This window comes from Pseudonocardia tropica (genome assembly GCF_040105315.1).
Classification (GTDB): domain Bacteria; phylum Actinomycetota; class Actinomycetes; order Mycobacteriales; family Pseudonocardiaceae; genus Pseudonocardia; species Pseudonocardia alni.
In genome coordinates this window covers 219393-245899 of the sequence record NZ_JBEDNP010000010.1, presented here as the reverse complement: position 1 = coordinate 245899, position 26507 = coordinate 219393, and the positions used below count along the sequence as shown (strand labels likewise).

General features: G+C 72.6%; 20 protein-coding genes. 13 read left to right on the top strand and 7 right to left on the bottom strand.

The annotated features are described in order from the left end of the window. The first annotated feature begins 49 nt into the window (after positions 1-49). From eat to eutC, 3 genes are read left to right on the top strand one after another with little or no spacing between them, the layout of a single operon-like run. Positions 50-1465: an ethanolamine permease gene (gene eat / locus WHI96_RS18380; protein ID WP_345644575.1), complete on the top strand. Its 1416-nt coding sequence runs from the start codon at positions 50-52 to the stop codon at positions 1463-1465. Then, positions 1462-2838, top strand: coding sequence for an ethanolamine ammonia-lyase subunit EutB (locus WHI96_RS18375; protein ID WP_345644019.1), 1377 nt, complete (start codon positions 1462-1464; stop codon positions 2836-2838). The genes eat and WHI96_RS18375 overlap by 4 nt, the downstream gene beginning before the upstream one ends. Next, positions 2835-3572, top strand: a complete 738-nt coding sequence (gene eutC, locus WHI96_RS18370; RefSeq protein ID WP_345644022.1) for an ethanolamine ammonia-lyase subunit EutC — start codon at positions 2835-2837, stop codon at positions 3570-3572. Before WHI96_RS18375 ends, eutC begins: the two co-directional genes overlap by 4 nt. Positions 3573-3742: 170 nt before the next feature. Here eutC and WHI96_RS18365 read toward each other — a convergent pair whose 3' ends face one another. The 3 genes from WHI96_RS18365 to aceA are packed head-to-tail and all read right to left on the bottom strand — an operon-like array spanning position 3743 to position 7011. Then, the gene (locus WHI96_RS18365; protein WP_345644024.1) at positions 3743-4876 is read right to left on the bottom strand and encodes a bifunctional 2-methylcitrate synthase/citrate synthase; all 1134 of its coding nucleotides are present in this window, start codon (positions 4874-4876) and stop codon (positions 3743-3745) included. After that, complete coding sequence (locus WHI96_RS18360) at positions 4873-5694, bottom strand: isocitrate lyase/phosphoenolpyruvate mutase family protein (protein WP_345644026.1); 822 nt, start codon at positions 5692-5694, stop codon at positions 4873-4875. Before WHI96_RS18360 ends, WHI96_RS18365 begins: the two co-directional genes overlap by 4 nt. A 12-nt stretch (positions 5695-5706) precedes the next feature. Continuing rightward, positions 5707-7011 (bottom strand): isocitrate lyase, encoded by a 1305-nt coding sequence (gene aceA / locus WHI96_RS18355; RefSeq protein ID WP_345644578.1) that lies wholly within the window; start codon positions 7009-7011, stop codon positions 5707-5709. Positions 7012-7221: 210 nt separating this feature from the next. Between aceA and WHI96_RS18350 the strand changes: the two genes are divergently transcribed. Together WHI96_RS18350 and WHI96_RS18345 are read left to right on the top strand one after the other, a co-directional pair. Continuing rightward, the gene (locus WHI96_RS18350) at positions 7222-8649 is read left to right on the top strand and encodes a short-chain fatty acyl-CoA regulator family protein (RefSeq protein WP_345644029.1); all 1428 of its coding nucleotides are present in this window, start codon (positions 7222-7224) and stop codon (positions 8647-8649) included. A 774-nt stretch (positions 8650-9423) separates the two neighbouring features. Further along, entirely contained in the window at positions 9424-11787 is a 2364-nt protein-coding gene (locus tag WHI96_RS18345; RefSeq protein WP_345644031.1) for an FdhF/YdeP family oxidoreductase, read from the top strand. Between the two features lie 65 nt (positions 11788-11852). On the opposite strand, the gene WHI96_RS18340 is transcribed toward WHI96_RS18345, so the two are convergent. After that, entirely contained in the window at positions 11853-12362 is a 510-nt protein-coding gene (locus tag WHI96_RS18340; RefSeq protein ID WP_345644034.1) for a hypothetical protein, read from the bottom strand. Positions 12363-12875: 513 nt separating this feature from the next. Between WHI96_RS18340 and WHI96_RS18335 the strand changes: the two genes are divergently transcribed. Continuing rightward, positions 12876-13628: an ABC transporter permease gene (locus WHI96_RS18335; protein WP_425571582.1), complete on the top strand. Its 753-nt coding sequence runs from the start codon at positions 12876-12878 to the stop codon at positions 13626-13628. A 262-nt stretch (positions 13629-13890) separates the two neighbouring features. Here WHI96_RS18335 and WHI96_RS18330 read toward each other — a convergent pair whose 3' ends face one another. Next, the gene (locus tag WHI96_RS18330; protein WP_345644037.1) at positions 13891-14718 is read right to left on the bottom strand and encodes a helix-turn-helix transcriptional regulator; all 828 of its coding nucleotides are present in this window, start codon (positions 14716-14718) and stop codon (positions 13891-13893) included. Between the two features lie 376 nt (positions 14719-15094). On the opposite strand from WHI96_RS18330, the gene WHI96_RS18325 reads away from it, so the two are divergent. Together WHI96_RS18325 and WHI96_RS18320 are read left to right on the top strand one after the other, a co-directional pair. Next, positions 15095-16411, top strand: a complete 1317-nt coding sequence (locus WHI96_RS18325; RefSeq protein ID WP_345644040.1) for a lipase family protein — start codon at positions 15095-15097, stop codon at positions 16409-16411. A 277-nt stretch (positions 16412-16688) separates the two neighbouring features. Beyond that, positions 16689-18065, top strand: coding sequence for an MFS transporter (locus WHI96_RS18320; RefSeq protein ID WP_345644043.1), 1377 nt, complete (start codon positions 16689-16691; stop codon positions 18063-18065). A 67-nt stretch (positions 18066-18132) separates the two neighbouring features. Here WHI96_RS18320 and WHI96_RS18315 read toward each other — a convergent pair whose 3' ends face one another. Beyond that, positions 18133-18957, bottom strand: coding sequence for a helix-turn-helix transcriptional regulator (locus tag WHI96_RS18315; protein ID WP_345644046.1), 825 nt, complete (start codon positions 18955-18957; stop codon positions 18133-18135). Positions 18958-18972: 15 nt separating this feature from the next. Further along, positions 18973-20604: a long-chain-fatty-acid--CoA ligase gene (locus WHI96_RS18310; protein ID WP_345644048.1), complete on the bottom strand. Its 1632-nt coding sequence runs from the start codon at positions 20602-20604 to the stop codon at positions 18973-18975. A gap of 204 nt (positions 20605-20808) precedes the next feature. Here WHI96_RS18310 and WHI96_RS18305 point away from each other — a divergent pair, with 204 nt between their 5' ends. The 5 genes from WHI96_RS18305 to WHI96_RS18285 all read left to right on the top strand — a co-directional run bounded on the left by WHI96_RS18305 (position 20809) and on the right by WHI96_RS18285 (position 26468). Beyond that, positions 20809-22095, top strand: coding sequence for an acyl-CoA dehydrogenase family protein (locus tag WHI96_RS18305; RefSeq protein ID WP_345644051.1), 1287 nt, complete (start codon positions 20809-20811; stop codon positions 22093-22095). Positions 22096-22205: 110 nt separating this feature from the next. Next, on the top strand, positions 22206-23402 hold the full coding sequence (locus tag WHI96_RS18300; RefSeq protein WP_345644054.1) for a PucR family transcriptional regulator: 1197 nt from the start codon (positions 22206-22208) through the stop codon (positions 23400-23402). Continuing rightward, positions 23399-23530, top strand: a complete 132-nt coding sequence (locus WHI96_RS18295) for a hypothetical protein (RefSeq protein WP_345644609.1) — start codon at positions 23399-23401, stop codon at positions 23528-23530. The genes WHI96_RS18300 and WHI96_RS18295 overlap by 4 nt, the downstream gene beginning before the upstream one ends. Before the next feature lie 217 nt (positions 23531-23747). Beyond that, on the top strand, positions 23748-24584 hold the full coding sequence (locus WHI96_RS18290) for a HalD/BesD family halogenase (protein ID WP_345644057.1): 837 nt from the start codon (positions 23748-23750) through the stop codon (positions 24582-24584). Positions 24585-24632: 48 nt separating this feature from the next. Next, a complete protein-coding gene (locus WHI96_RS18285; RefSeq protein WP_345644060.1) occupies positions 24633-26468 on the top strand; it encodes a choline/carnitine O-acyltransferase in 1836 nt (611 codons plus the stop codon). Positions 26469-26507 lie beyond the last annotated feature (39 nt).

Sequence of the window (26507 nt, the reverse complement as noted above, 5' to 3'; positions counted from 1 at the left end):
CCCACGTCCGGCGGTCGCCGTCGGCGAGGACGTGCCCCAGGAGGACGCCATGGCCCACGACCCGTCGGGTACCGGACCGGCCGAGCAGGACTACCTCGAGCGCCGGCGGCTGCGGACCGGGGCCGCGGGCTGGGTCCTGCTCGCCGGGCTCGGCGTCAGCTACGTCATCTCCGGGGACTACTCCGGCTGGAACTTCGGCCTCGCCGAGGGCGGGTTCGGCGGCCTGCTGCTCGCCGGGGTCGTCATCGCGGGCATGTACTTCGCGATGGTCCTCGGCATGGCCGAGCTGTCCTCGGCGCTGCCCGCCGCGGGCGGCGGCTACACCTTCGCCCGCCGCGCGCTGGGCCCGTGGGGCGGGTTCGCCACCGGCACCGCGATCCTCATCGAGTACGCCATCGCCCCGGCGGCGATCGCCACCTTCATCGGCGCCTACGTCGAGTCGCTGGGCCTGTTCGGGATCACCGACGGCTGGTGGGTCTACCTCGCCGCCTACCTGCTGTTCATCGGCATCCACATCGCCGGCGTCGGCGAGGCGCTCAAGGTCATGTTCGTGATCACCGCGATCGCCGTCCTCGGGCTGCTGATCTTCGCCGTCGCCGCGGTGCCGCTGTTCGACACCGCCAACCTCGTCGACATCCCGGCGACCGACGCCGCGGGCGCCTCGCCGTTCCTGCCGTTCGGCTACCTGGGCATCTGGTCGGCGGTGCCGTTCGCGATCTGGTTCTTCCTCGCACTGGAGGGCGTCCCGCTCGCCGCGGAGGAGGCGCGGGACCCCGAGCGGAACGTGCCCCGCGGGATCGTCGCCGCGATGCTGGTCCTGCTCGTCACCGGGGCGCTGGTGCTGGTGCTGGCGACCGGCGCGCTCGGTGCGCAGGCGCTGTCGGAGTCGGGCAACCCGCTGGTCGAGGCGCTCGGCGGGTCGACCGCGGGGGTCGTGGTCAACTACGTCGGGCTGGCCGGCCTGGTCGCGAGCTTCTTCTCGATCATCTACGCCTACTCCCGCCAGACCTTCGCGCTGTCGCGCGCCGGGTACCTGCCGCGGGTGCTGTCGGTGACCAACGGCCGCAAGGCCCCGACCCTGGCGCTGATCGTCCCGGGTGCCGTCGGCTTCGGGCTCTCGCTCACCGGGCAGGGCGCGGTGCTGCTCAACATGGCGGTGTTCGGCGCGGCCCTGTCCTACGTCCTGATGATGGTCAGCCACATCGTGCTGCGCCGCACCGCCCCGGAGATGCCGCGCCCCTACCGGACCCCCGGCGGCGTCGCCACGACCGGGTTCGCGCTGGTCGTCGCGGTGCTCGCGGTGATCGCGACGTTCCTCGTCGACCCGGTCGCGGCGGGCGCGACCCTCGGGGCGTTCGCGCTGTTCATGCTGTACTTCGCGCTGTACTCGCGGCACCATCTGGTCGCGGCGGCACCCGACGAGGAGTTCGCCGCGCTGGCACGGGCGGAGGCGGAGCTCACGTGACGGTCCGGAGGGTCACGGTCGGCGGGCACACCCACGAGTTCGCCGACCTGCGGGCGCTGCTGGCCGCCGCGACCCCGGAGCGGTCCGGGGACGTGCTCGCCGGGATCGCCGCGGGCTCGGAGCAGGAACGGGTGGCCGCCCAGACCGTCCTCGCCGACCTGCCGCTCGCGACGTTCCTCGACGAGCAGGTGATCCCCTACGACGACGACGAGGTGACCCGCCTGATCGTCGACTCGCACGACCCGGCGGCGTTCGCCCCGGTGGCGTCGATGACGGTCGGGGAGTTCCGCGAGCACCTGCTCTCCCCCGCCACCGACACGACCGCCCTCGCCCCCGGGCTGACCCCGGAGATGGTGGCGGCGACGTCGAAGCTGATGCGGCTGCAGGACCTGATCGCGGTCGGGCGGCGCACCCCGGTGGTCACCGCGTTCCGGTCGACGGTCGGTATGCCCGGCACGATGGCCACCCGGCTGCAGCCCAACCACCCCACCGACGACCCCGCCGGGGTGACCGCCTCGATCGTCGACGGCCTGCTGCTCGGCTGCGGTGACGCCGTCATCGGCATCAACCCGGCGACGGACTCGCCGCAGCGCACCACCGACCTGCTGCACCTGATCGACGAGGTGCGCACCCGCTACGACATCCCCACCCAGTCCTGCGTGCTCGCCCACGTCACGACCTCCATCGAGATCATGGAGCGCGGCGCCCCGGTGGACCTGGTGTTCCAGTCCGTCGCCGGCACCGAGGCGGCGAACACCGGCTTCGGGGTGACGCTGGCGATGCTGCGCGAGGCGCACGACGCCGCGCTGTCACTGGGCAGGGGCACCGTCGGCACGAACTGCATGTACTTCGAGACCGGGCAGGGCTCCGCGCTGTCGGCCGACGCCCACCACGGCGTCGACCAGCAGACGTTGGAGGCGCGGGCCTACGCCGTCGCCCGCGCGTTCGACCCGCTGCTGGTCAACACCGTCGTCGGGTTCATCGGGCCGGAGTACCTCTACGACGGCAAGCAGATCACCCGCGCCGGGCTGGAGGACCACCTGTGCGGGAAGCTGCTGGGCGTCCCGATGGGCGTCGACGTCTGCTACACCAACCACGCCGAGGCCGACGCCGACGACACCGACGCCCTGCTCACCCTGCTCGGCGCGGCCGGCTGCTCGTTCGTGATCTGCGTGCCCGGCGGCGACGACGTGATGCTGCACTACCAGTCGCTGTCCTTCCACGACGCGCTCTACGCCCGGCAGGTGCTGGGCCTGCGCCCGGCGCCCGAGTTCGGGGCGTGGCTGTCCACGATGGACATGCTGGCGCCGGACGGGCGGCTCAAGGATCTCGCACCGTCCGCGGTCCGGGCACTCACGGCGGGTGTGCGGTGAGCGGGTCCGACCCGCTGGAGCTGCTGCGGGCCTCCACCCGGGCGCGCGTCGCGCTCGGCCGGGCCGGGGACGCGCTGCCGACCGCGCGGCTGCTGGAGCTGCGCGCCGCGCACGCCGCGGCCCGCGACGCCGTGCACACCCCCCTCGACGTCGACGCGCTCACCGACCGGATCGCCGCGCTCGGGGTGGACACGCTGCGCGCCGCCGGGGCCCCCGCCGACCGCACCGAGTACCTGACCCGGCCCGACCTGGGCCGCCGCCTCGCCGACGGCACCGACCTGCCGCGCGGGGAACACGACGTGGTGCTCGTCGTCGCCGACGGGCTGTCGCCCCGCGCGGTGGCCGAGCACGCCCCCGGGATGCTGGCCGAGATCCTCGACCGGCTCGACGGGTGGCGGGTGGCGCCGGTCGTCGTCGCCACCCAGGCCCGGGTCGCGCTCGGCGACGAGATCGCGACCGCGGTCGGCGCCCGGCACGTCGTCGTGCTCGTCGGGGAGCGGCCGGGGATGAGCTCGGTCGACTCGCTCGGGCTGTACTTCACCTACGACGCCCGCCGCGGCCGGCGCGACTCCGAGCGCAACTGCATCTCCAACGTCCGCCCGCCGCACGGCACCGGCTACGCCGCCGCCGCGACCACGCTCGCCCTGCTGATGAGCGAGGCGCGTCGGCTGAAGCTGTCCGGGGTCGCCCTCAAGGCCGATCCGGCGCTGCCGCCGGGCGGTCCGGAGGGCTGAACACCGCGGGCCCGCTCCCTCCCGGGGCGTGCTCCGGCGACGTCGGACGTCGGTCTACCTCCACCACCTGCACTGACGTGGTCCGCAGCACCGTTCTCCGTCGAGTTCCGGGCATGCGGGAACCGGACGGGCATCGGACCCGTCCGGTTCCCTGACGCGCGTTCAGGGTGTCATCGAACGGCGTCCACCTCCCGCCGGGACTTCCCGTCGTACCGCGAGACGGGACGGATCAGGACGTCGTGGGCGGCCTGTTCGATCACGTGCGCGGTCCAGCCGCTGATCCGCGACATCGCGAACAGCGCGGTGAACAGCGGGGTGTCGAACCCCATGAGGTGGAACAGCGGACCCGCGGCGTAGTCGAGGTTGGGGCGCAGCCCCTTCTCGCGGAGCATCGCGCCGGCGAGGACCTCGTAGTGCGCCATCAGGTCCCGGCCGCCGCGCAGCTCCGCGACCCGTCGCATCTGCGTGTGCAGTGCGGGCACCCGCGAGTCACCGCGCTTGTAGACCCGGTGCCCGAAGCCCATCACCCGCTCGCCGGCCTCGAGCCGGGCGGCCAGCCAGTCGTCGACGTGGTCGGGGTCGCCGATCTCGGCGAACTGGTTCAGCACGGCCTCGTTCGCCCCGCCGTGCAGCTCGCCCTTGAGCGCACCGAGCGCGGCGACGACCGCGCTGTAGAGGTCCGACCGGGTGGAGGTGACGGTCCGGGCGGCGAAGGTGGAGGCGCTGAAGCCGTGGTCTGCGTAGAGGATCATCGCGATCTCGAACGCCCGCACGACCTCCGGTTCGGGGACCTCCCCGAAGGTCATGTGGAACACGTTCTCGGCGTGGCCGAGGCCGGGGTCCGGTGGGATGGGGTCCAGGCCGCGGCGACGCCGCTGGTCCAGCGCGACGACCGTCGGCAGCACCGCGAGCAGCTCCACGGCCTTGTCCGCACTCGCGTCGGTGGAGCGGTCCGCCGTCGCGGGGTCGGCGGCGCCGATCCGGCTCACGGCGGTGCGCAGCACGTCCATCGGGTGGCAGTCGGTCGGCAGCGACAGCAGCATCGCCTCGCACGCGGGGTCCAGCGTCCGCAGCGACCGTTCACGACGCTCCAGCGTGGCGAGCTCGGCCGCGTCCGGCAGCTCGCCGGTCCACAGCAGGTGCGCCACGTCGAGGAACGTGTGGCGCGCGGTCAGCCCGGATGCCGGGTAGCCGCGGTAGAGCAGCACGTTGCGGCAGGGGTCGACGTCGGAGATCGACGTCGTGTCGGCGACGACCCCCACCAGGCCGCGCCGGACGTGGGTGTCCCTCGGGTTGTCGGTCATCGGTGTCCTCCTCCGGCGGGAGCCGCGGGGCGGTCCCGGGTGCGGTCGCCGCCGTGGGCTCCGGGCTGCAGCGCGCCGGCGGGACCTCGTGGTGTTCCTGCGTCGGCCGGGTCCCGGCGGCCACGGTCGGTGGCGGTCGGGGCCCGCGGGCCGGTGACGGGGTGGATCACGACGTCCATGCCGAGGGCGGCGAGCTGCGTGACGGTGGGCAGCAGGACGGGGGTCGGGTCGCCGCCGGTGACCGTGGTCGCGGTCACGAGCAGCGGGACGGCGAGGGCCTCGCGCAGGACCGTGTACGCGGCCCGCGACACGGGCGCCTCGACGACGATCACGTCCGCACCGGCGCCGACACAGGCGCGGGCACGGTCGATGGTCTCGCTCAGGCCGCAGGCGGCGCCGGCGGTGCGGACCCCGATCAGGAGGTCCGGGTCGCGGCGGGCCCGCACGGCGGCGCGGACCCGGACCGCGACGTCGACGGCCGCGTGGTCGGTGGGACCGGTGTCGTCGAGGTGGACACCGGACGCGCCGGCCGCCTCGAACCGGGCGACGTCGTCGGCGTCGCCGGCACCGCCGAGGTCCACGAGTACCGGCAGCGGGGTGGCCCGCACGATCCGCGCGGTCAGCGCGACCGGCTCCTCCGCGCCCGCCGTCGCCGCCGTCACGTGGACGCCGTCGAGGCCGAGCGCGGCGACCTGGCGGGCGGCCGCGGTGGTGGTGACGGTCTGGAAGCGCAGCGGCCGCGCCCCCGGCCGGGTACGGCCGAGTGCCGCGCGCAGCCCGGTCCGCCTGCGGACCGGGGGGACGTCGGTCTGCAGCATCAGCGCACCCGTTCAGCCGTGGAACTGCTCGGACTCGGTGGACCCGGCCAACGCCGTCGTCGACGACTCCGGGTTGACCGCGGTGGAGACCGCGTCGAACCAGCCGGTGCCGACCTCGCGCTGGTGCTTGATCGCGGTGTAGCCGTCGGCCTCGGCGGCGAACTCGCGCTCCTGCAGCGCCACGTAGGCGCTCATGCCGTTCGCGGCGTAGCCCTTGGCCAGGTCGAACATCGAGTGGTTGAGCGCGTGGAAGCCGGCGAGGGTGATGAACTGGAACGCGTAGCCCATCGCGCCCAGCTCGCGCTGGAAGCGGGCGATCGTGTCGTCGTCGAGGTGGCGGCGCCAGTTGAACGACGGCGAGCAGTTGTAGGCGAGCAGCTGGTCCGGGAACTCGCCCTTGATCGCCTCGGCGTACTTGCGCGCCAGCTCCAGGTCCGGCACCGAGGTCTCCATCCACAGCAGGTCGGCGTACGGCGCGTAGGCCAGACCGCGGGTGATGCACGGCTCGACACCGCCGGTGACCCGGTGGAAGCCCTCCGCGGTGCGCTCGCCGGTGAGGTAGGGCCGGTCCCGCTCGTCGACGTCGGAGGTGATCAGGTTGGCGGCCTGGGCGTCGGTCCGGGCGACGATCACCGACGGCACGTCGGCGATGTCGGCCGCGAGCCGTGCCGCGTTCAGCGTGCGGACGTGCTGCGAGGTCGGGACCAGCACCTTCCCGCCCAGGTGCCCGCACTTCTTCTCCGAGGCGAGCTGGTCCTCCCAGTGCACGCCCGCGGCCCCGGCGGCGATCATGGCCCGCATCAGCTCGAAGGCGTTGAGCGGACCGCCGAAGCCCGCCTCGGCGTCGGCGACGATCGGCACCAGCCAGTGCGGGTCGTCCCCGCCGTCGGCGGCCGCACGGCCCTCCAGGGTGCTGATCTGGTCGGCCCGCAGCAGCGCGTTGTTGATCCGGCGCACCACCGACGGCACCGAGTTCGCCGGGTAGAGGCTCTGGTCGGGGTAGGTCTGCCCGGCCAGGTTGGCGTCGGCGGCCACCTGCCAGCCGGACAGGTAGATCGCCTCCAGCCCGGCGCGCACGCTCTGCACCGCCTGGTTACCGGTCAGCGCGCCGAGTGCGTGCACGTAGTCGCGCTCGTGCAGCAGCCGCCACAGCCGCTCGGAGCCCAGACGGGCCAGGGTGTGCTCCTCGCGGACGCTGCCGGCCAGCGCCACCACGTCCTGTGCGGTGTGACCGCGGGTGGTCCCGGCCCAGCGCGGGTCCTGCGCCCACTGCCGCTCCAGCTCGTCGATCCGCTCCTGACGATGGGTCCCGGTCATGTCGTGCTCCTCTGCGAAGGTCTCGTCCGTGTCCGCGCTCACGGCCCGGCCGGTGGTGACCGGAGGGTGTGGCGATCTCTCGAACGGGGTGCGACCAGCATCGGAGCCGGGACCGGGGTCCGGCGACGGTGGCGACCTGCCAACTCCTGCGCATCTTCCGGCCGGATTCTGCGAAGGTTGCGAAGGGTGTCCTCGGCTACAGTCCGCGGCATGGCGACGTCAGGCATCCCGGGGACCCGGTTGCGCGCGCTGCGCGAGACCCGGTCGATGAGCCAGGCCCAGCTGGCCCGCACCCTGGAGATCTCGCCCAGCTACCTCAACCAGATCGAGCACGGCTCGCGACCGCTGACGGTGCCGGTCCTGCTACGGATCACCGAGGTGTTCGGCGTCGACGCGGCGTTCTTCGCGGCCCGGCGGCCCGAGCGCCTCGTCGCCGAGCTGCACGAGGTGTTCGCCGAGACCACCTCGGCCGCCGGGTCGGTCCCGGTGGGTCAGATCGAACGGCTGGCCGCGGAGCTGCCCGCGGCCGCCGACGCGGTGCTGGAGCTGTACCGGCGCTGGCGGCGCGCCGACGAACACCTGGCCGCGGCGGCCGACGGCCCGCGCGACGGCAGCGACCGGGTCCGGTCGGCGTCCCCACACGAACAGGTGCGCGACTACTTCTACCGGCGCCGCAACCACGTCGCCGAGCTCGACGACGCCGCCGAGTCCCTGGCCACCGGGATCGGGGTCCGGCGCGGCGAGGTGCGGCGCGCGCTGGCGGAGCGGCTGCGCAGCGTGCACGGCGTCGGCATCGCCGGGCTGGAGGACGACCGCGGCGGCGCCGGCGAGCTGCACCGCTACGACCCCGTCGACCGGGTGCTGCGGCTCTCGCCCACGCTGCGCGCCGGGCAGCAGGCGTTCCGCATGGCGACCCAGCTCGCCCTGCTGGAGCACGACGACACGATCGAGGCCCTCGCCGCGCAGGAGCCCGTCGACGCCGACACCCACACGCTGACCCGGATCGGTCTGGCCCGGTACTTCGCCGCCGCCCTGACCCTGCCCTACGGCGAGTTCCGCACGACGGCGGAGACCTTCCGCTACGACATCGAGCGCCTGTCCGACCACTTCGGACAGGGCTTCGAGACGATCGCGCACCGGCTGTCGACGCTGCAGCGCCCGTCGGAGCCCGGGGTCCCGTTCTCGTTCGTGCGGGTGGACCGGGCGGGGAACATGTCCAAGCGCCAGTCCGCGACCGGCTTCCACTTCTCCCGCGGCGGCGGGACGTGTCCGCTGTGGAACGTCTACCGCGCCTTCGCCTCCCCCGGCGAGATCGACGTGCAGGTCGCGGCCATGCCCGACGACGCCCGCTACCTCTGGGTCGCGCGCACCGTCACCGGCTCGCAGCGCCGCTGGGGGCGGCCGGGCAAGACGTTCGCGATCGCGCTGGGCTGCGAGCTGCGCCATGCCCACCGGCTCGTCTACTCCGACGGACTCGACCTCGACAACCCCGCGGCGGCCACCCCGATCGGCGCGGGGTGCCGGGTCTGCAGCCGGATCCGCTGCCCGCAGCGGGCCTTCCCCCGCCTCGACCACGCGACCCAGATCCTGGAGGACCGCAGCACCTTCGTGCCCTATCCGGTGTCCGCCGGCGGCTGAGCGGCCGGAGCACCCCGGCCCGCCCGTGACCTCCTTCCGGTGCGCGAGCGTGTCGGCCCGCCACTCCTGCGCGGCGTCCGGGCCGTCGATCCCGGTGGGCACGTGCATCACGGCCTCGTTCGCGCCGCCGTGCGACGGCCCGTCGAACGCACCGATCCGGCGACGACGGCGCCGCCGAGGTCCGACGGTGTCGGGGTCACCACGCGCGCGGCGCCGGGTCCACGTCGGACCGGGCGCGGGCGGCGGCGCGCTCAGCGGGTGAGGCGCTCGCGCTCGGCGTGCTCGAGCAGCGCTGGACACGCAGGGTCGTCATCGCCGCGGCCCGGGAGGCGCGCTCCCCCGCCAGGACCGCGTCGTCGCCCCCGCGCGTCGGACGACGGCCGGACGAGGGGACGGCCGGTCCGGGACGGAGCGCCCTGGCGGGGGCGACGCGCCTCGGACCGACCGGTGGTGCACGCCGGGCTCCCGGTCGGCGTACGCCACACCCCGGACAACGACCGGCCACCGGAGGACGAGGCGGGTCCGCCTGCCCGCCGGGACGACCGGGCGACCGGGGACGTCCGGCGCGGCACCCGCGGCGACCGGTGGTCGGCCGACCGCCGACCGGTGACGCTGCGTGACCCTCCTCCCCGTGGCCGGCCCGGGCGCACGTCACCGGTTCGGCACCGATCGGGTCCGGGACGGTTGGGACCACTCCGGCCGGGTAGCGCGTCCCCAGCGGGCGTGGCGCCGACGGCGCGCCGCCCGGCGGTCGTCGAGCGCGGAGGTAGACCCATGGACGGACACAGCGACGACTACTCGGAGGCCGACCTGGAGGTCGGCACACCCGAGGACCACGCCGTCGGCGCGACGGCCGTCGCGGTGTCGCTGAAGCGGTCGCTGGAACGGATGGGACCGTCGCGCACCGCACGCACGCTGCTGAAGCTGAACCAGGCCGAAGGCTTCGACTGCACCAGCTGCGCCTGGCCGGACCCCGACCCCGGGCACCGCTCGGTCGCCGAGTTCTGCGAGAACGGCGCGAAGGCCATCGCCGAGGAGGCGACGACGCGGCGCGCGACCCCGGAGTTCTTCGCCCGCCACAGCGTCGCCGAGCTCGACGAGCGGTCGGAGTACTGGCTCGGCCAGCAGGGCCGGATCACCCACCCGATGGTCCGGCGACCGGGCGGGACCCACTACGAGCCGATCGGCTGGGACGCGGCGTTCCGGCTGATCGGCGACGAGCTCAACGCCCTGGACGACCCCGGTGCGGCCACCTTCTACACCTCCGGCCGGGCGTCCAACGAGGCCGCGTTCGTCTACCAGCTCTTCGCCAGGGCGTTCGGGACCAACAACCTGCCGGACTGCTCGAACATGTGCCACGAGTCGACCTCGATCGCCCTGCAGGAGTCGATCGGGATCGGCAAGGCCAGCGTGACACTGCCCGACCTGCTCGAGGCGGACGTGATCGTCATCGCCGGGCAGAACCCGGGCACCAACCACCCGCGGATGCTGACCCAGCTCGAGCACGCCAAGAAGAACGGCGCCACGATCCTGACGATCAACCCGCTGCGCGAGGCCGGGCTGATGCGGTTCAAGAACCCGCAGACCCCGAAGGGGGTCCTCGGACGCGGCACCGACATCTCCGACCTGCACCTGCCGGTCCGGGTCAACGGCGACCTGGCGCTGTTCCAGGCCATCGGCTCGCTGCTGGTCGAGTGGGACGCGCTCGACCACGAGTTCATCGACCGGCACACCTCCGGGTTCGAGGCGTGGCGCGACCACGTCTCCCGGGTCGACCACGACGTCGTCGCCCGCGCCACCGGGCTGTCCTGGGACGAGATCACCCGGGCCGCGACCCTGCTCCGGAACTCGCGCAAGACGGTCTACTGCTGGGCGATGGGGCTGACCCAGCACCGCAACGGCGTGGCCACGATCAAGGAGGTCGTCAACCTCGCCCTCGCCCAGGGCAACATGGGCCGCGCGGGCGGCGGGCTGTTCCCGGTCCGTGGCCACTCCAACGTCCAGGGCGACCGCACCATGGGCATCTGGGAGCGGGTCCCGGACTCGTTCCTCGACGCCCTGCAGGCCGAATTCGCGTTCGACCCGCCCCGCGAGCACGGCTTCGACACCGTCGACAGCATCCGGGCCATGCGCGACCGGACGGTCAAGGTCTTCGTCGGCCTCGGCGGCAACTTCCTGCAGGCCGCACCGGACACCGACGTCACGACCGCGGCGCTGACCGGCACCCGGCTGACCGTCCAGGTGTCGACGAAGATCAACCGGTCGCACCTGCACGGCGGCCGGACCGCGCTGATCCTGCCCACCCTGGGCCGGACCGAGCGCGACGTCCAGGAGTCCGGGCCGCAGTTCGTCTCGGTCGAGGACTCCACGTGCTCGGTGCACTCCTCCCGCGGCCCGCTGCCGCCGGCGAGCCCGCACCTGCGGTCCGAGGTCGCGATCGTCACCGGGATCGCCGAGGCCACCCTCGGCGACCGGTACGGCATCGACTGGGCGGCGATGCGCGGGGACTACCGCCGCATCCGCGACCACATCTCCCGCGTCGTGACCGGGTGCGAGAGCTACGAGGTGAACGTCCGCCGCCCCGGCGGTTTCGTCCTGCCGCACCCGCCGCGGGACTCGCGGACCTTCAAGACCCCGTCCGGCCGCGGCGAGTTCGAGGTGTCCCCGATCGAGGTGCTCGAGGTGCCCGACGGGCACCTGCTGCTCCAGACCCTGCGCAGCCACGACCAGTTCAACACCACCATCTACGGCCTGTCGGACCGCTACCGGGGCATCGAGGGCGGGCGCCGGGTCGTGTTCTGCCACCGCGAGGACATCGCCGCGCTCGGCTGGTCCGAGGGCGACCACGTCGACCTGATCACACGCTGGGAGGGCGACGAGCACACCCGCTGCGCCCCCGGCTTCCGCCTGGTCGCCTACGACGTCCCGCGGGGTACCGCGGCGGCGTACTACCCGGAGACGAACCCGCTGGTGCCGCTGGACGCCACCGCGCTCAAGAGCAACCAGCCGGCGTCGAAGTCGGTGGTGGTCCGGCTCGGCGTCGCCGGGAGCGAGGAGTGCGACCCGCAGGGCGCCCAGGGTGCGGTCGGCGACGACGACAGCCACAAGACCTCGCCGGAGGTGTCGCACGTGTCCTGACCGCCGCCGGGGCGCACGGGGCGCACCACGGGACGACCACGCCGCCGGGGAGGGGCCGTGTCGGCTCAGCCGGTCGCCGTCGGCCTGGAGGTCGGGAGCGTCGCCGGCAGCAGCGCCGCGGCGGCCGCGCCGTCGACGAACGGGACCGTCGCGACCGACTGCTGGTAGCGGGTCAGTGCGTCGGACACCGGGATCCGCTCGAACTCGAGCAGGACCCGGATGTTGTCCAGCTCGATCGTCGCTGCCTCCGCGGCGCCGACCCGGGAGGCGACGTCGTAGTGGCGCAGCAGACCCGCGGTGACCGCCGAGACGATCGAGACGACCATCGCGATCAGGCAGGCCCCCTGCCAGACCTCCAGCTCCCCGATCCCCAGCGCCGAGGCGGCGGACTCGGTGAACGACGAGCTGCCGACCGCGGGCCCCGCGGTGGTCACCGTGCCGAGCGCCCCGGCGACGAGGCCGGTCACCGACAACCGGTTGGTCTGGCTGCGGCTGCGCCGGGTCCACTCCTGCAGCGCGGTCCGCTGCTGCGCGATGCGCGGCACCAGCATCTGACGGATCTGGGCGTCGTCCACGGTGGGCCCCTCCTGCTCGTCACGACGGACACCGGGGTCGTGGCGACGGGGCGACGGCGCCCGGCACCGGAGACCGTGTCACCAACGCGGTGGCCACGGCATCGTCACAACTGCGGATCCCCGGGGGCATCGCCGCCGGCCCCGACGCGACCCCGGTTCAGACCGGGTCCGGGAACATCCGCTCCGCGGTGACGTCGTCGCCGGCCGGGACCCCGTCGAGACCCACGGGTCCTCCTCACGTCGCGGGGCGGACGGGCTCGGGTGTGGACGCTGCGCGGGAAGGCGGGGTCGGTCAGCACGGGCCGGGTCGGCCGCCTGCGGCATCTCGGTCCTCGACGGCGAGGTGACCGCGGTGGAGACCGTCCGGAGGGTCTCCGGGCTCCGCCCGGGATCGGGCGGTTCATCGGGATCGACGCGCTGACGGTCTCGCCGCGGTCCGTCGCGCGGGGTCGTGTCGTCGCCCGAGCGGGATCCCGCCCGCGGGGCCGGGGATGGGACGGTGGGCGGGTGCAGATCGGAGCCGGCTGGCCGACCGTCCTCGCCGTCGTCACGCTGACCGCGATCGCCGCCCTGGCCGCCCGTGCCGGGGGCACCGGCACCGCACGGATGTCGGTGTGGGCGGCGGTCCGCGCCGTGGTCCAGCTCGCCGCGGTCGCAGGGGTCATCGTGTTCGTCGTCCGGCACTGGTGGGCGACCGCGGCGTTCGTCGTCCTCATGCTCGCCGCCGCCACCGTGACCTCGGCGCGACGGATGACCCGCCACCGGCGGGGGCTGCTCGCCGGACTCGCCCTCCTGGCCGGCACCGCCCCCGTGCTCGCCGTCGTCCTCGCCACCGGCGCCGTACCCCTCACCGGCGTCGCCGTCGTCCCCGTCGCCGGCATCGTCATCGGCGGCGCCATGACCGCCACCTCGCTCGCGGGCCGCCGGGCACTGGCCCAGCTCACCGACCGCCACGGCGAGTACGAGGCCGCCCTCGCACTCGGGCTCCTCCCCCGCGACGCCGCCGTCCTGGTCATCCGCTCCGCCGCCCACGACGCCCTGGTCCCCGCCCTGGACCAGACCCGCACCGTCGGCCTGGTCACCCTGCCCGGGGCCTTCGTCGGCGTCCTGCTCGGCAGCGGCGACCCCGTCCGGGCCGCCGTCGCCCAGATCCTCGTCCTCGTCGGGCTGCTCGCCGCCGAGACCGTGGCCGCGCTGGTCACCGTCGAGCTCGTCGCCCGGCAGCGGATCGTGCGCGACCCGCCCCACGACCGAGCGCCCGCGTGAACGGTGCCCGCCGTCCGGGTCGGAGGCGGTAGAGGCGGATCGCTGTACGGCGCGGTGCGGGCGGCGGCGCGGTCGTCGATCGGTGACGATCAGGTCGTCACCGATCACGGCGATCGGGCCGGGACCGAGGCGCTGCTCCTGCGGAACCCCGAGCGCAGGCGGCGCTCGCGACCGGTGGCCGTGTCGGACACGGCCGTCGGGATCTCCTCGGCGAGCCGATCGCGCAGGCCCGATCACGACGTCGACCTTCTCGGACGAGGCGCTAGAGGAGTCCGGACTCCCGGGCGACATGGACGGCGGCAGTTCGCGTCCGCACCTCGAGCTTGCGCATCGCGTTGCGAACGTAGGTCTTCACCGACTCGGGGCTCAATCCGAGCCGCCGACCCGCCTCGGCGTTCGTGGCTCCGGTCGCGACGAGTCGCAGGACGTCGATCTCGCGCGGGGTCAGGGAGATCGCGCTCGAACCTGTCGGCCTTCCTGACCTGTCCAGGTAGCGGTGGATGCGGTCGAGCCGACTGCGCAGGTACGGGTCTCGGGTCGCTCGGACGATGGCCGCCAGCTCGTCGAGGGCGGTCCGTTCGTCGACGAGTTCCGCATCCCCCGGCCGCTGTCCCGGCACCAGCAGCGCCGGGAGCTCGCGTTCGAGGTCGGCGACGAAGGAGACCAGGCCGCGGACGGCGCGGTCACCGATGGGCTCCTCGGTGCGCACCGCCCCGTAGATCACTCCGCGGACGATCTTCCCGAGTCGGAGCGGTACGGCCACGATCGAGGTGAGTCGCTCCTGACCGACCACGCTGCGGTCGTAGTCGTGGGAGATCGAGGTGCTCGATGCGTAGTCGCGCACCATGCACGGCTTGGAACGGGCGATCGCGGTACCACCGAGGCCCCGTCCACGGACGACCGTCAGGCCGTGCATCGCGTCGGTCACCGTGCCCACGAGCTGGTCGATGACGACCTGCTGGGTTCCGGCCGGGGTGACGTGGGTGGCGCCCCCGAACACGATCGGGATTCCCGTGCGGTCATGGATCGTGTCGAGCCGACGCCCGACCAACGAGTCAACGGTGGGTCGCTGCTGGTCGTCGATGACCATGTCTGCTCCTCGCCATGTCGATCAGCCCTTGAGATGCTGGTCCGGGGGCCGGGATGGTTCGTCAACGAGTTGCGACAGGAGGGAGATGCGGTTCACGGCCGTCTCGGCCGGAAGTTGCCTCCCCCGTAAGGGGATGGTCGCCATAACCACTCCGCGCCTGCCCCGTTCTGCCCAGTGAACGCGCGACGGAGCGTGTTCCCTGGCGAAGAGCGAACGTCACGACTCGGAGCCCGGTCGATGGGCCTGCCTATCCCCGGGCTCGGTGTCGGAGCCGGTCCGCGCTCCCCATCACGGCGGACCTCGATCGCTCCTTCGGCCCAGGTGACATCGTGCCCCGCCTCGTGTGCCGAAGCGGGAGCCCACGGAGGGTGAGATCTTGAGTAGAAGACTGGGCGGAACGCCCCGACGTTCCAAGCGGCTCGCCGCGGTGATCGCCGGCCTGACCACGATCGCGATCATCGGCGGCGCGTCGGTCGCGATGGCCACCGAGCCGACCCCGCCGCCGACCGGGCCCCTGGACCAGGCACTGGCTCAGGTTCCTGGACTCCCCCCGCTGAGCGACGACGACTTCTATCAGCCGCCGGCCCGGACCGAGGGCGACGTGGGCGACATCATCAGGTCGCGTTCCATCGTGGCGCCGGCGTTCCCCGAGGCCACCACGCAGCAGTTCATGTACGTGTCGAAGAACCAGAAGGGCGACGCGGTCCCGGTCACCGGCACCCTGCTGACCTCGTCCACCGCGCCGAAGAAGGACGCCCCGCTGGTCGTCGTCACGCCGGGAACCCGCGGACTCGGCAAGCAGTGCGCCCCGTCCAAGCAGTTCAACCTGGCCACCCTGGACCCGCGGGCGGCCGACTACGAGAGCGCCACCTACACCCAGTACCTGCTTCGCGGGATCAACGTGGTGGTGACCGACTACGTCGGCGGCGGAACTCCGCTGCCGCAGGAGTACCTGGTCGGTCGCTCCGAGGGCCAGAACGGCCTCGACGCCGTGAGGGCGGCACAGCGGCTCAACCCGGACGACGCGATCACCGACGCCTCGCCGGTCGGGGTGTCCGGCTACTCCCAGGGCGGCCAGGCGGCCGGCTGGGTCCAGGAGCTCCAGCCCGACTACGCGCCCGAGATCAACCTGAAGGGCGCGATCATCGACGCGCCGGTGCAGGACATGGTCGCCCAGATCGAGCACCTGAACGGGAACCCGACCGCCGGGGCCGGCTTCGGCCTGGCCGGCATGCAGGGCACCTCGGACGCGTTCGGCCTGGACATCCGCGACTACCTGACCGACACCGGCAAGAAGGTCTACGAGCGGCTCAACGCCTCCTGCACGGTCGAGGACATCGCCGGGTTCGGCACCATCACCACCGCCGACGTCACCGACCCGGACGTGCTCCAGCAGCCGCAGTTCCGCGACGCGCTCAAGGAGTCGCTGCTGGGTACGAAGAAGCCGGGCGCCCCGGCTTACATCTACCACGGCAGCGCGGACACGATCGTCCCGGCGAACTTCGGGCCGGCGCTGTTCAGCGGCTGGTGCCAGCAGGGCGCCGACGTGGAGTTCACCCAGCTCCCGGCCCAGGAACACCTGTCCGGCAACATCACCGGCACCCCGGCGGCCATCGACTGGATGGCCAAGCGTCTCGCGGGCGAGCCGCCGCGGTCCGGCTGCGTCCGGGGGTCTCAGATCCCGGTGACCTGATCCGAGCGGGCGGGCGCGACAGCGTCCTGCCCGCCGGGGCTCCTCCGCACCACGGAGGAGTCATGGGGAGCAGTGCCGGACGGACCGCCGTCTCCTTTCCGCCCGGCACGACCAGCGGCGCGCACGATCCATTCGGTCGTGCGCGCCGCTGTCGTTTCCGGCGCCGATCCCGCTACGCAGAACATCCCATTTCGGGTGTGCCGGACAAGTCGTGACCACCGGGATACTTCTGCTCCGTTTCACCTGGGCCGCAAGCCCTCTGAACAGGGAGTACGACATGGTTGATCAGGTTGATCGGGGGGCCTCACCGCCCGTTCCGCTGCGGCGGGTCGCGATCGCCAGCTGCGCCGGGACGACGATCGAGTTCTACGACTTCTTCATCTACGGCACCGCCGCAGCCCTGGTCTTTCCGACAGTGTTCTTCCCGGCATTGGGTCCGACCGCGGGAACGGTCGCATCGTTCGCGACATTCGCCGTGGCGTTCATCGCCCGACCGGCCGGCGCAGTCATCTTCGGCCACTACGGCGACCGCATCGGCCGCAAGCAGACGCTGATCTCGACGCTGCTGATGATGGGCATCGCGACGGTGCTCATCGGGCTGCTGCCGGGGGCGGCGACGATCGGCGCGGCAGCCCCGATCCTGCTGGTCGTGCTGCGGTTCGTGCAGGGCTTCGCGGTCGGCGGGGAGTGGGCCGGTGCCACGTTGCTGACCGCCGAGTACGCCCCGAAGGGCAAGCGCGGGCTCTACGGCGTGTTCCCGCAGCTCGGCACGGCGATCGCGTTCGCGCTGTCCAGCGCGACCTTCCTGGCCACCGGCTTGATCATGGGGGACACCGACCAGGCGTTCCTCGAGTACGGGTGGCGGATCCCGTTCCTGCTCTCGATCGTGCTGATCGCGGTCGGGCTCTACGTGCGTCTGAACATTCAGGAGACGCCGGCGTTCCGGGCGGCGCAGGCGCAGGCGGCCCGCGCCCGGCAGGAGGCGCCCACCAAGCAGAAGCTGCCGTTCCTGGACGTGCTGCGCGAGCAGCCCCGCGAGGTGCTGCTCTCCGGTGGAGCTCTGACCATGCTGTTCGCGTTCTTCTACATGGGCACCGCCTACCTGACCACGTACGGCACGAGCAAGGCCGGCGCGGGACTTCCGCGCACGACGGTGCTGTTGATCGGGATCGGCGCTGCGGTGGTGTTCGGCACCGCGATCGTCATCGCCGGTGTGCTCTCGGAACGATTCGGGCGCCGTCGAGTGATCATGTGGTCGTGTGGACTCGGGATCCCGTGGGCGCTGGTGCTGTTCCCGGTGCTCGACATCGGAACCGCTGCGGCGTTCGCGGTCGGGCTGACCGTCACGATGGTGATCTTCGCGGTGGCCTACGGCCCGGCGGGCTCGTACCTGCCGGAGCTGTTCGCGGCCCGGCACCGCTACACCGGCGCCGGTCTGGGCTACAACCTGGCCGGGGTGCTCGGCGGTGGGGTCACCCCGTTGCTGGCCCCGGGGCTGGCCGCGTCGTTCGGCGGCATCGCGATCGGCGTCATGATGGCCGCCTGCGCGGCGTTGTCGCTGGCCTGCGCGTGGGCGCTCAGCGAGACCAGGAACAAGGCACTCGAGCACGACAGTGACCGGCTGGTGGGTGAGCACGACGTCACGCCGGCCTGAGCGAGGCCGGGGAGGCGGGCCGCGCTCGGCCTCCCCGGCCCGCCGGACGGACCGGGGCACCCGGTACCTAGAGCAGACCGCGGCTGCGGGCCTCGTAGACGGCCGCGGTCCGGTTGTTCACGCCCAGCTTGCGCATCGCGTTGCGCAGGTAGGTCTTGACCGACTCCGCGCTGAGCCCGAGCTGGTCACCGGCGGTCACGTTGCTGGTCCCGGTGGCGATCACCCGCAGTACGTCCATCTCGCGCTGGGTGAGCAACCGGGCCCCGCCGGGTGTGTGCCGGGCGCCGCTGAGCTTGCGGTGGATGCGTTCGAGCCGCCGGCGCAGCACCTGGTCGGGGACCAGGCGCGCGATCCGGGACAGGTCGTCCAGCGCGGCGAGATCGGTGTAGTCGCCCCCGGCGGCGGGGCCGGAGGGGGTGCGCAGCAGCACGCCCAGATCGCCGGCGAGTCGCTCGGCAACCGTCCCTGCGGCACGCACCGCGGTGTCGCCGATGGCGATGCCGTCGCGGATCGCGCCGTACAGGACCGCGCGGACCCGGCCGCGCACCAGGACCGGGACGGCCAGGACCGACCGCAGCTTCTCCTGGACGACGACCGCATCGTCGTAGTCGTGGGTGATCGACCGGCTACCGGTGTAGTCGCGTACGACGCACGGCTTGCGGCGCAGCATCGCCTGCCCGCCCAGCCCGCGCCCCGCGACCACGGTCAGCCCGTTCATCGCCGGCGTCGACATCCCGACCAGCTGGTCGATGACCACCTGGTCGAGGTCGTCGGTACTGGGCCGCGTCGCACCACCGAACACGCACGCCAGCCCGGTCGCCGACTGCAGCTCGGGCAGCCGGCGACCGACCGATCGACTGACGGCGTCGTCGCCGTCGGGGTGGAAGTCCACGATGACCGTCCCGGTCTAGCCGCGGATGCGGCTGCCCTCCGAGGCCCACTCCTTCTCGCGGAGCTCGAACTTCTGGATCTTCCCCGTGGACGTCTTGGGCAGCTCGGCGAGCAGCTCGACCTCGCGGGGGGACTTGTATCGGGCGATGCGGCCCCGGACGTGCGCGAGGATGTCGTCCGCCCCGGCCTGCTGCTCGGGGCGCAGGACGACGAACGCCTTGGGTCGTTCGCCCCACTTCTCGTCGGGCACTCCGATCACCGCGGCCTCGAGGACCGCGGGGTGGGAGAGCACGGCCTGCTCGACCTCGACGGTGGAGATGTTCTCCCCACCGGAGACGATCACGTCCTTGGCCCGGTCACGGAGCTCGACGTAGCCGTCCGGGTGCTGCACGCCCAGGTCCCCGGAGTGGAACCAGCCGCCGGTGAACGCGGCGGCGGTGGAGTCCGGGTCGTCGTAGTAGCCCTTCATCACGGTGTTGCCTCGCATGACGATCTCGCCCATGGTCGTCCCGTCGGCGGGGACGTCGACGAGCTCGTCATCGGACCGGTTGGTCTCCACGATCCGGACGCGGTCGGCGACCACCATCGCGACGCCCTGGCGGGACTGCATCCGGGCCCGCTCCTCGGGCGTGAGGTCCTGCCACTCGTCCTTCCACTGGCACACCGAGTAGGGCCCGTAGGTCTCGGTGAGGCCGTAGACGTGGACGATCGTGAAGCCCATCGTCTCCATCTGCAGGATCGTCGTCGGGCTGGGCGGCGCGCCCGCGGTGGTGACCACCAGCGAGCGGTCCAGCTGATGGGCCTGCTCAGCGTTCATGATCGTGGTGACGACCGTGGGTGCCCCGTTGAGGTGGGTGACCCCATGTCGGTCGATCAGCTGCCAGATCGGGCCGCCGCGGACCTCGCGCAGGCAGACCTGGGTGCCGCCGGCCGCGACCAGGGCCCAGGCCGTGCACCAGCCGTTGCAGTGGAACATCGGCAGGGTCCAGAGGTAGACGCTGTCGGCGTCGTGCGCGGAGGTCTGGATCTGTCCCAACGAGTTGAGGTAGGCCCCGCGGTGAGTGTACATGACGCCCTTCGGGCGGCCCGTGGTCCCGGACGTGTAGTTGATCGCGATCGTCGCTCGCTCGTCGGCGATCGCCCACTGCAGCGGCGCGGTGTCGCCGTCGGCGCCGGCCAGGAAGTCGTCCAGCCAGACCGAATCGGGAACGTCCACCGTCGGTTCCGGGCCGTGGGGGTCGGTCGCGACGACCACGGTCCGCAGGTGGGGGAGCAGACCGGCCAGCGGTGCGACGGTCGGGGCGTACTCGGCGTCGACGACGAGCACCGTCGCGCTGCAGTGCTCGAGGATCCAGCGCACCTCGTCGGTGGCCAGCCGGGTGTTCACCGCGACCAGAACCGCCTCGACGAGCGGCACGGCGAAGTGCGCCGCGAGCATCTCCGGGACGTTGGGCATCAGGTAGGCGACCCGGTCACCGGGCCGGACCCCGGCGGCGCGCAGCGCGCGCGCCCGGCGCTCCACCGCATCGAAGAGCTCGTGGAAGGTCCAGCTGCTCGTGCCGTGCACGACCGCCGGCTTGTCCGGAAGGACGGTGGCCGACCGGTGCAGGAACGACAGCGGTGTCAATTCCGTGATCCACGTTTCCATGGCGGGGAGTGTCGGGTCACAGGCGACTCGCCAGAAGGCCGGAGACGAGGATTCGGCGCACTCCACAAACATCGTTGTCGCAGCCGCCAAAACCGCGTGCGGGGTCTGGTCACCGGCTGTCCACCCTGGTGTCGTCACCGACGGCGCTGGAGTTCACCCGGCCATGGACCGGACCGCCACAGTCATACGAAGGAGTACCGACTGGTGACCGAGACGAGCAACCACTCCGCACAGCGCCTGCCCGAGAACCCGTTTCCCGACCGGGTCGACGGCTCCGCATCAGCAGTTCCGCCCGCCGCACTCGCGCGATCGCGCGGCACCGACTTCTTCTGGGTCGAGGACCTGCTGGACACCCGGGAACGGGACCTGCTCCATCGGGTACGTGAGTTCTGCGATCACACCGTCGCTCCGGTCGCCAACGACTACTGGGAACGCGCTGAACTCCCGGTTCCGCTGATCGAGGGCTACAGCAAGCTCGGGGTCGCCGGCGGCGCGCTGATCGGACCCGGTTGCCCGGGCCTGTCCCCGCTCGCCGAGGGCATGATCTCCGCCGAGCTGGCCCGTGGCGACGGCAGCATCGCGACCTTCAACGCGGTGCACTCGGGCCTGGCGATGACCACCGTCGCGTTGCTCGGCTCAGACGAGCAACGCGAACGGTGGCTGCCGTCGATGGCCGCCGTGGAGTCCATCGGCGCGTTCGCGCTCACAGAGCCCAACCACGGCTCGGACATCGTCAAACTCGAGACCCGGGCGCACCGCGAGTTCGACGGTTCCTGGACGCTGACCGGGCGCAAGCGATGGATCGGCAACGGCACCGTCGCCGACATCGTGGTCGTGTGGGCCCGTGACGACGACGGCGACGTCGGCGCGTTCGTCATCGAGCACGCCAACGGGGCCGGGGACCCGGAACCCGGATACGCCGCCCGCCGGATCACCGGCAAGGCCGCGAACCGGGCGGTCTGGCAGGCCCAGATCGAGCTCGACGAGGTGCGCATACCTGCGGATCACCGGCTGGCCGGGTCACGGAACTGGGCCGACACCAGCCGCGTGCTCGCCAAGTCCCGCCAGACCGTGGCCTGGGAGGCCCTCGGACACGCGGTCGCGGCCTACGAGGCGGCCACGACCTACGCCCTGCATCGCGAGCAGTTCGGCCGGCGCATCGCCGGGTTCCAGCTGATCCAGGACAAGCTCGCGCACATGCTGGCCGACATCACCGGCATGCAGGCGATGTGTGTGCGGATGTCACAGCTCCAGCAACAGGGCAGGGCGGCGGTCGAGCACGCGGCGATCACCAAGCTGGCCACCGCGTCCGGGGCCCGGCGGGTGTGCGGGGTCGCCCGCGACATCCTCGGCGGCAACGGGATCCTGCTCGACCACCACGTCGCCCGCCACCACGCCGACATCGAAGCCGTCTACACCTACGAAGGTACCGACTCCGTCCAGTCACTGATCGTCGGGCGGGCCATCACCGGCATCAGCGCTTTCGTGTGATGAGTACACCCGATCCTGACGGCGCCGCGGCCGGCCGCAACGACAGCGGGGGAAACGGGGACCTGCCCGCGAGGACTCCGGAACCGACGCGCCGACAGGTTCTCTCCGAGGTGCTGGACAACACCGAACGCGACCTGGAGCAGATGGTCGAGTCGGTCGTGCGGCAGATCCTCGACCAGATCAACATCTACCAGCGCGACGGCCTGGTGCCCGTCGAGGACCTGCGGCGATCGGTGCGCGACAACCTCGTCCAGATGATCGCCGCGCTGCGGTCCCCGCGAACGTCGCACGAGCTGGGCGCCCCACGCGAGACCGCCCGCCGCCGCGCCCAACAGGGCGCGCCGCTGCCCGAGGTCATCCGCGCCTTCCGGCTGTGCTTCGCCGGACTGTGGGACCGGCTCGCCGACGAGATCCGCGCATCGCCGGACCCGGACACCATCGACACCGTCCTGACCGCTGCCACCACGATCTGGCGGCTCACCGACGACTTCGCAGTCGCCCTCACCGAGGCCCACCGGGAGACGACCGCCGACCTGCTCGCCGCGCAGCACCGCCGCCGATCAGCGCTCGCCGAGGCCCTGTTCACCGGGGAAACGGCGCCCCAGTCCCTGCCCTGGGAGATCTCGACCCTGCTGGGATTCCCCTCCGACAGCGATCTGGTGGTCGTCTCCTCGGAGTGCAAGGTCCCGGGCGAGGAAGGTCTCCCGGGCATCGAGACCCGCCTCGCGCGCCGCGGCATCGTCTCGGTCTGGCGCCTGGCCCCGGCCCGGCAGATGGGCGTCATCGCACTCGGCTCGGTGGACACCGACGACGTCCTCGACGAGCTCCGTCAGGTCGCCCGCACCCGCACCGGTGTCAGCCCTCGGTTCCGCTCGCTGCGCGAGACCCCGCGGGCCCTGCACCTGGCAGGAGTCGCCGCGGCCGCGCACCCCATCGACGGCGCACTGGTGACCACGTTCAGCGGCAGCCCGCTGGCCGGCCTGATCGCCCAGCACCACGGCGAGAGCCTGCGCCTGGTCCGCGAGGTCCTCGGCGCCGTCATGGACCAGCCCACAGAGGAACGGGACCTTCTGCTCGCGACCGCCCGCGCCTGGTTCGACGCCGACGGGTCGGCCGAGCGAGCCGGGGCGGCGCTGTTCTGTCACGCCAACACCGTCCGCTACCGGATGCGGCGCATCCAGGAACTGTCCGGACGCGGCCTGGCCAAACCGTGGGAGGTCGCGGAGTTCGCGGCCGCCCTGCAGGCCGCGGCGATGCAGCGCGATCGCCGGGACCGGCCGACACCCCCCGAACGAGGAGAGCAATGAACAAGATCGGCGTCGTCGGTTGCGGCCTGATGGGCGCGGGCACCGCCCCGCCCCCGCTGCTGGCGCGCATGGTCGAAGCCGGCTTGCCCGGCAACAAGTCCGGCCGCGGGTTCCACAGCTACACCTGACCGCGGGGCAGGCGCGTCGCCACGACGGACAACGCCACACCCCACTCACCCCGGCACCTCGTCGCACCGAGCTGTCCCCGGGGGCGACCCCCTGCGCCCGGAACACGGCGCGTCCTGCCCAGGAAAGGCCACCGACATGGCGTCACCCCGGATCACCGAACCCGGCGACCACCGGCCACACCCTGCCCACGCACAGGATCCATGCGACGTCACCACCGTGGTCGACACCGACCGCTACCCGATCCACCGCACCGACACCCCCGACTGGCGCACCTCCGCGGCCGCGGTCCGCTCCGCCCTCGACCGGACCGGCTGCGCGGTCCTCGCCGGCTTCATCAGACCGGAACACCTCGACCGGCTGCGCGCCGAAGGCGACCGGATCGCGCCCGACGCGCACTACGAGACCGCCCGCGTCAACGTCTACAACACCGACGTCGACGACCTCGACCCCGACCTCGCCCGCGAGCACCCGGCCCGTGTCGTCATGGACCGCGGCAACGCCTTCGTCGCCCGCGACCGCATACCCGAAGACCTGACGATCCACCGGCTCTACCGCGACCCGCGGGTGCACGCCTTCCTCGCCGCCTGCGCAGGTCTGCCCGCCCTCTACGAGCTCGCCGACCCGCTGGCCGGGTTGTGCCTCAATGTCATCCCCCCGGGCCGGTCGCATCCCTGGCACTTCGACACCAACGAGATCGCGATCAGTCTGCTCACCCGCGCTCCCTCGACGGGCGGACGGTTCGAGTACTGCCCCGACATCCGCGCGACCGACCGGGAGAACACCGGCGACGTCGCTGACGTCCTGGCTGGGCGCCGCACCGAGCTGGTCCACGGCCTCGCGCTCACGCCCGGCGACCTGCAGCTGTTCCGGGGCCGCTACTCGCTGCACCGCGTCACTCCGGTCGGCGGGACGCGCGCCCGCCACACCGCGATCTTCTCCTTCTCCACGCGGCCCGGCGTCGTCGGCACCGAGGAACGGACACGCCAGCTCTTCGGCCGGGTCCTCTCCGAGCATCGCGCCGCCCAGCCGCAGGTCGACGACCTCCTCATCTGACCCCCGAGACATGCCGGCCGCGACCGTCCACCACGACAGGAAACTCCCATGACCCAAACCGGGCTACCCGAACGGACCTACGGCAACGAGGACTCCCTGCCCCGGGTACCGCTTCCGACACTCGAGCAGTCGGCGCAGCGGTTTCTCGAGTGGTGCGCGCCGTTGCTCGATCGCGGCCAGCAGCGCGCCACCGAGGCCGCCACAGGCGAGCTGCTCGCGCCGAACAGCGCCGCCCGCACACTGCAGGCCGCCCTCGAGCGCTACGAGTCCGCCGAGGGAGTCCACAGCTGGCTGGACTTCTTCTGGGCCCACCGCTACCTGGGCCGACGCGACCGAATCGCGGTCAACGCGAACTTCTTCTTCCAGTTCCACCCGTCCACCGCCGACCAGGCCACCCGCGCCGCCGAACTCACCGTCGCCGCCCTCGAGCACAAGGCCCAGCTCGACGCCGAGACGTTCCCACCGGTCGTGACCCGCCGGATTCCGCAGTCCATGATCCAATCCAAGAGGCTGTTCTCGACCACCCGCATCCCCGGCGTCCCGCTCGACTCGGTCCGCGGCCCGTTCACTCCGGACTGGCCGGGCCCCAGCGACGCACGGCACGTGATCGTGCTCTGCCGGCGCCGGATGTATCGGATGGATGTCGTCGGCCCGGGCGGCGTCCCGCACACGGTCGACGAGGTCGCCGAGGGAATGCGCTTCGTGCTCGCCGCGGCCGATGCCGCGACGCCCGTGCAGAACGGCATCGGATCGCTCACGACCATGGCCCGGCCGGACTGGGCGAGAACCCGCACGGCCCTGACCAGCCTGGACCCGTCGAACAAGACCGCCCTCGACGAGATCGAACGCGCCCTGTTCGTGGTGTGCCTCGACCAGGACACCCCCACCGACGACACCGGCATCTGCAGGGCGCTGCTCGGTGGCGACAGCGGCAACCGCTGGTTCGACAAGGCCCTCTCGTTCATCGTGCTCGCCGATGGCACCGCCGGGCTCAACATCGAGCACTGCGAGCTCGACGGAACGACCATCCTGACCTTCATCGACGCGCTCTGCGAGCCGCCGGCCGAGCCGCAGGCGCGGAGCCAGGGGACACCAGTGGTGTCGGCGTTGAGGTTCACGCTCGACTCCGACCTCCGGGACGCCGTCGCCTCCGCCGGTACCGCGTTCGACCTGTACCTCGCCGAGACCGCCACCCTGCCGGTGGTCATCGAGAGCTTCGGCGCCGACCACGCCAAGGCGGTGGGCTGCTCCCCCGACGCCTTCGTACAGCTGGCGTTCCAGCTCGCCCATGCACGAGCCAAGGGCCACGTCGGCGCCACCTACGAGTCGATCGCCACCCGCATGTTCCACCACGGCCGCACCGAGGCGATGCGCGTGGTCACGCCGGAGGTCGTCGCATTCGTCGCGGCGATGGACGACCCCGAGATGCCCGACGACACCCGCCGGACCGCCTTCTTCGCAGCCGCGGAGGCCCACAGCCGGCGCGCTCGCCAGTGCCAGTCAGGCCGCGCACCCGAACAACATCTGTGGGCCCTGCAGATGCTCCAGGAGACCAGCGGCGTCGAGCTGCACGCGACCGAACCGATCGAGCTGTACTCGACACCGGGATGGGAGATCATGCGCAACGACTACCTCTCGACCAGCTCGATGCCCTCGACCAGGGTCCGCCACTTCGGTTTCGGCTCCACCAGCACCCAGTGCATCGGCCTGGCCTACACGCTGCTCGCCGACCAGCTCCGCCTCCACCTCAGCACGCCGGCCTCCGCCGCCCGCCCGATGGAGGCATTCGCGCGCGAGCTGGAGGTGGTGCTGGCCGAGCTCCGACAGCTCCTCGGCCCGGGTGAGCAGGCCACCCACACGTCCGACCCCGCTCACAGGTCGTGAGCTCGGCCCTGACGCCGGCCACGTCGCCTGCGGTGGTCC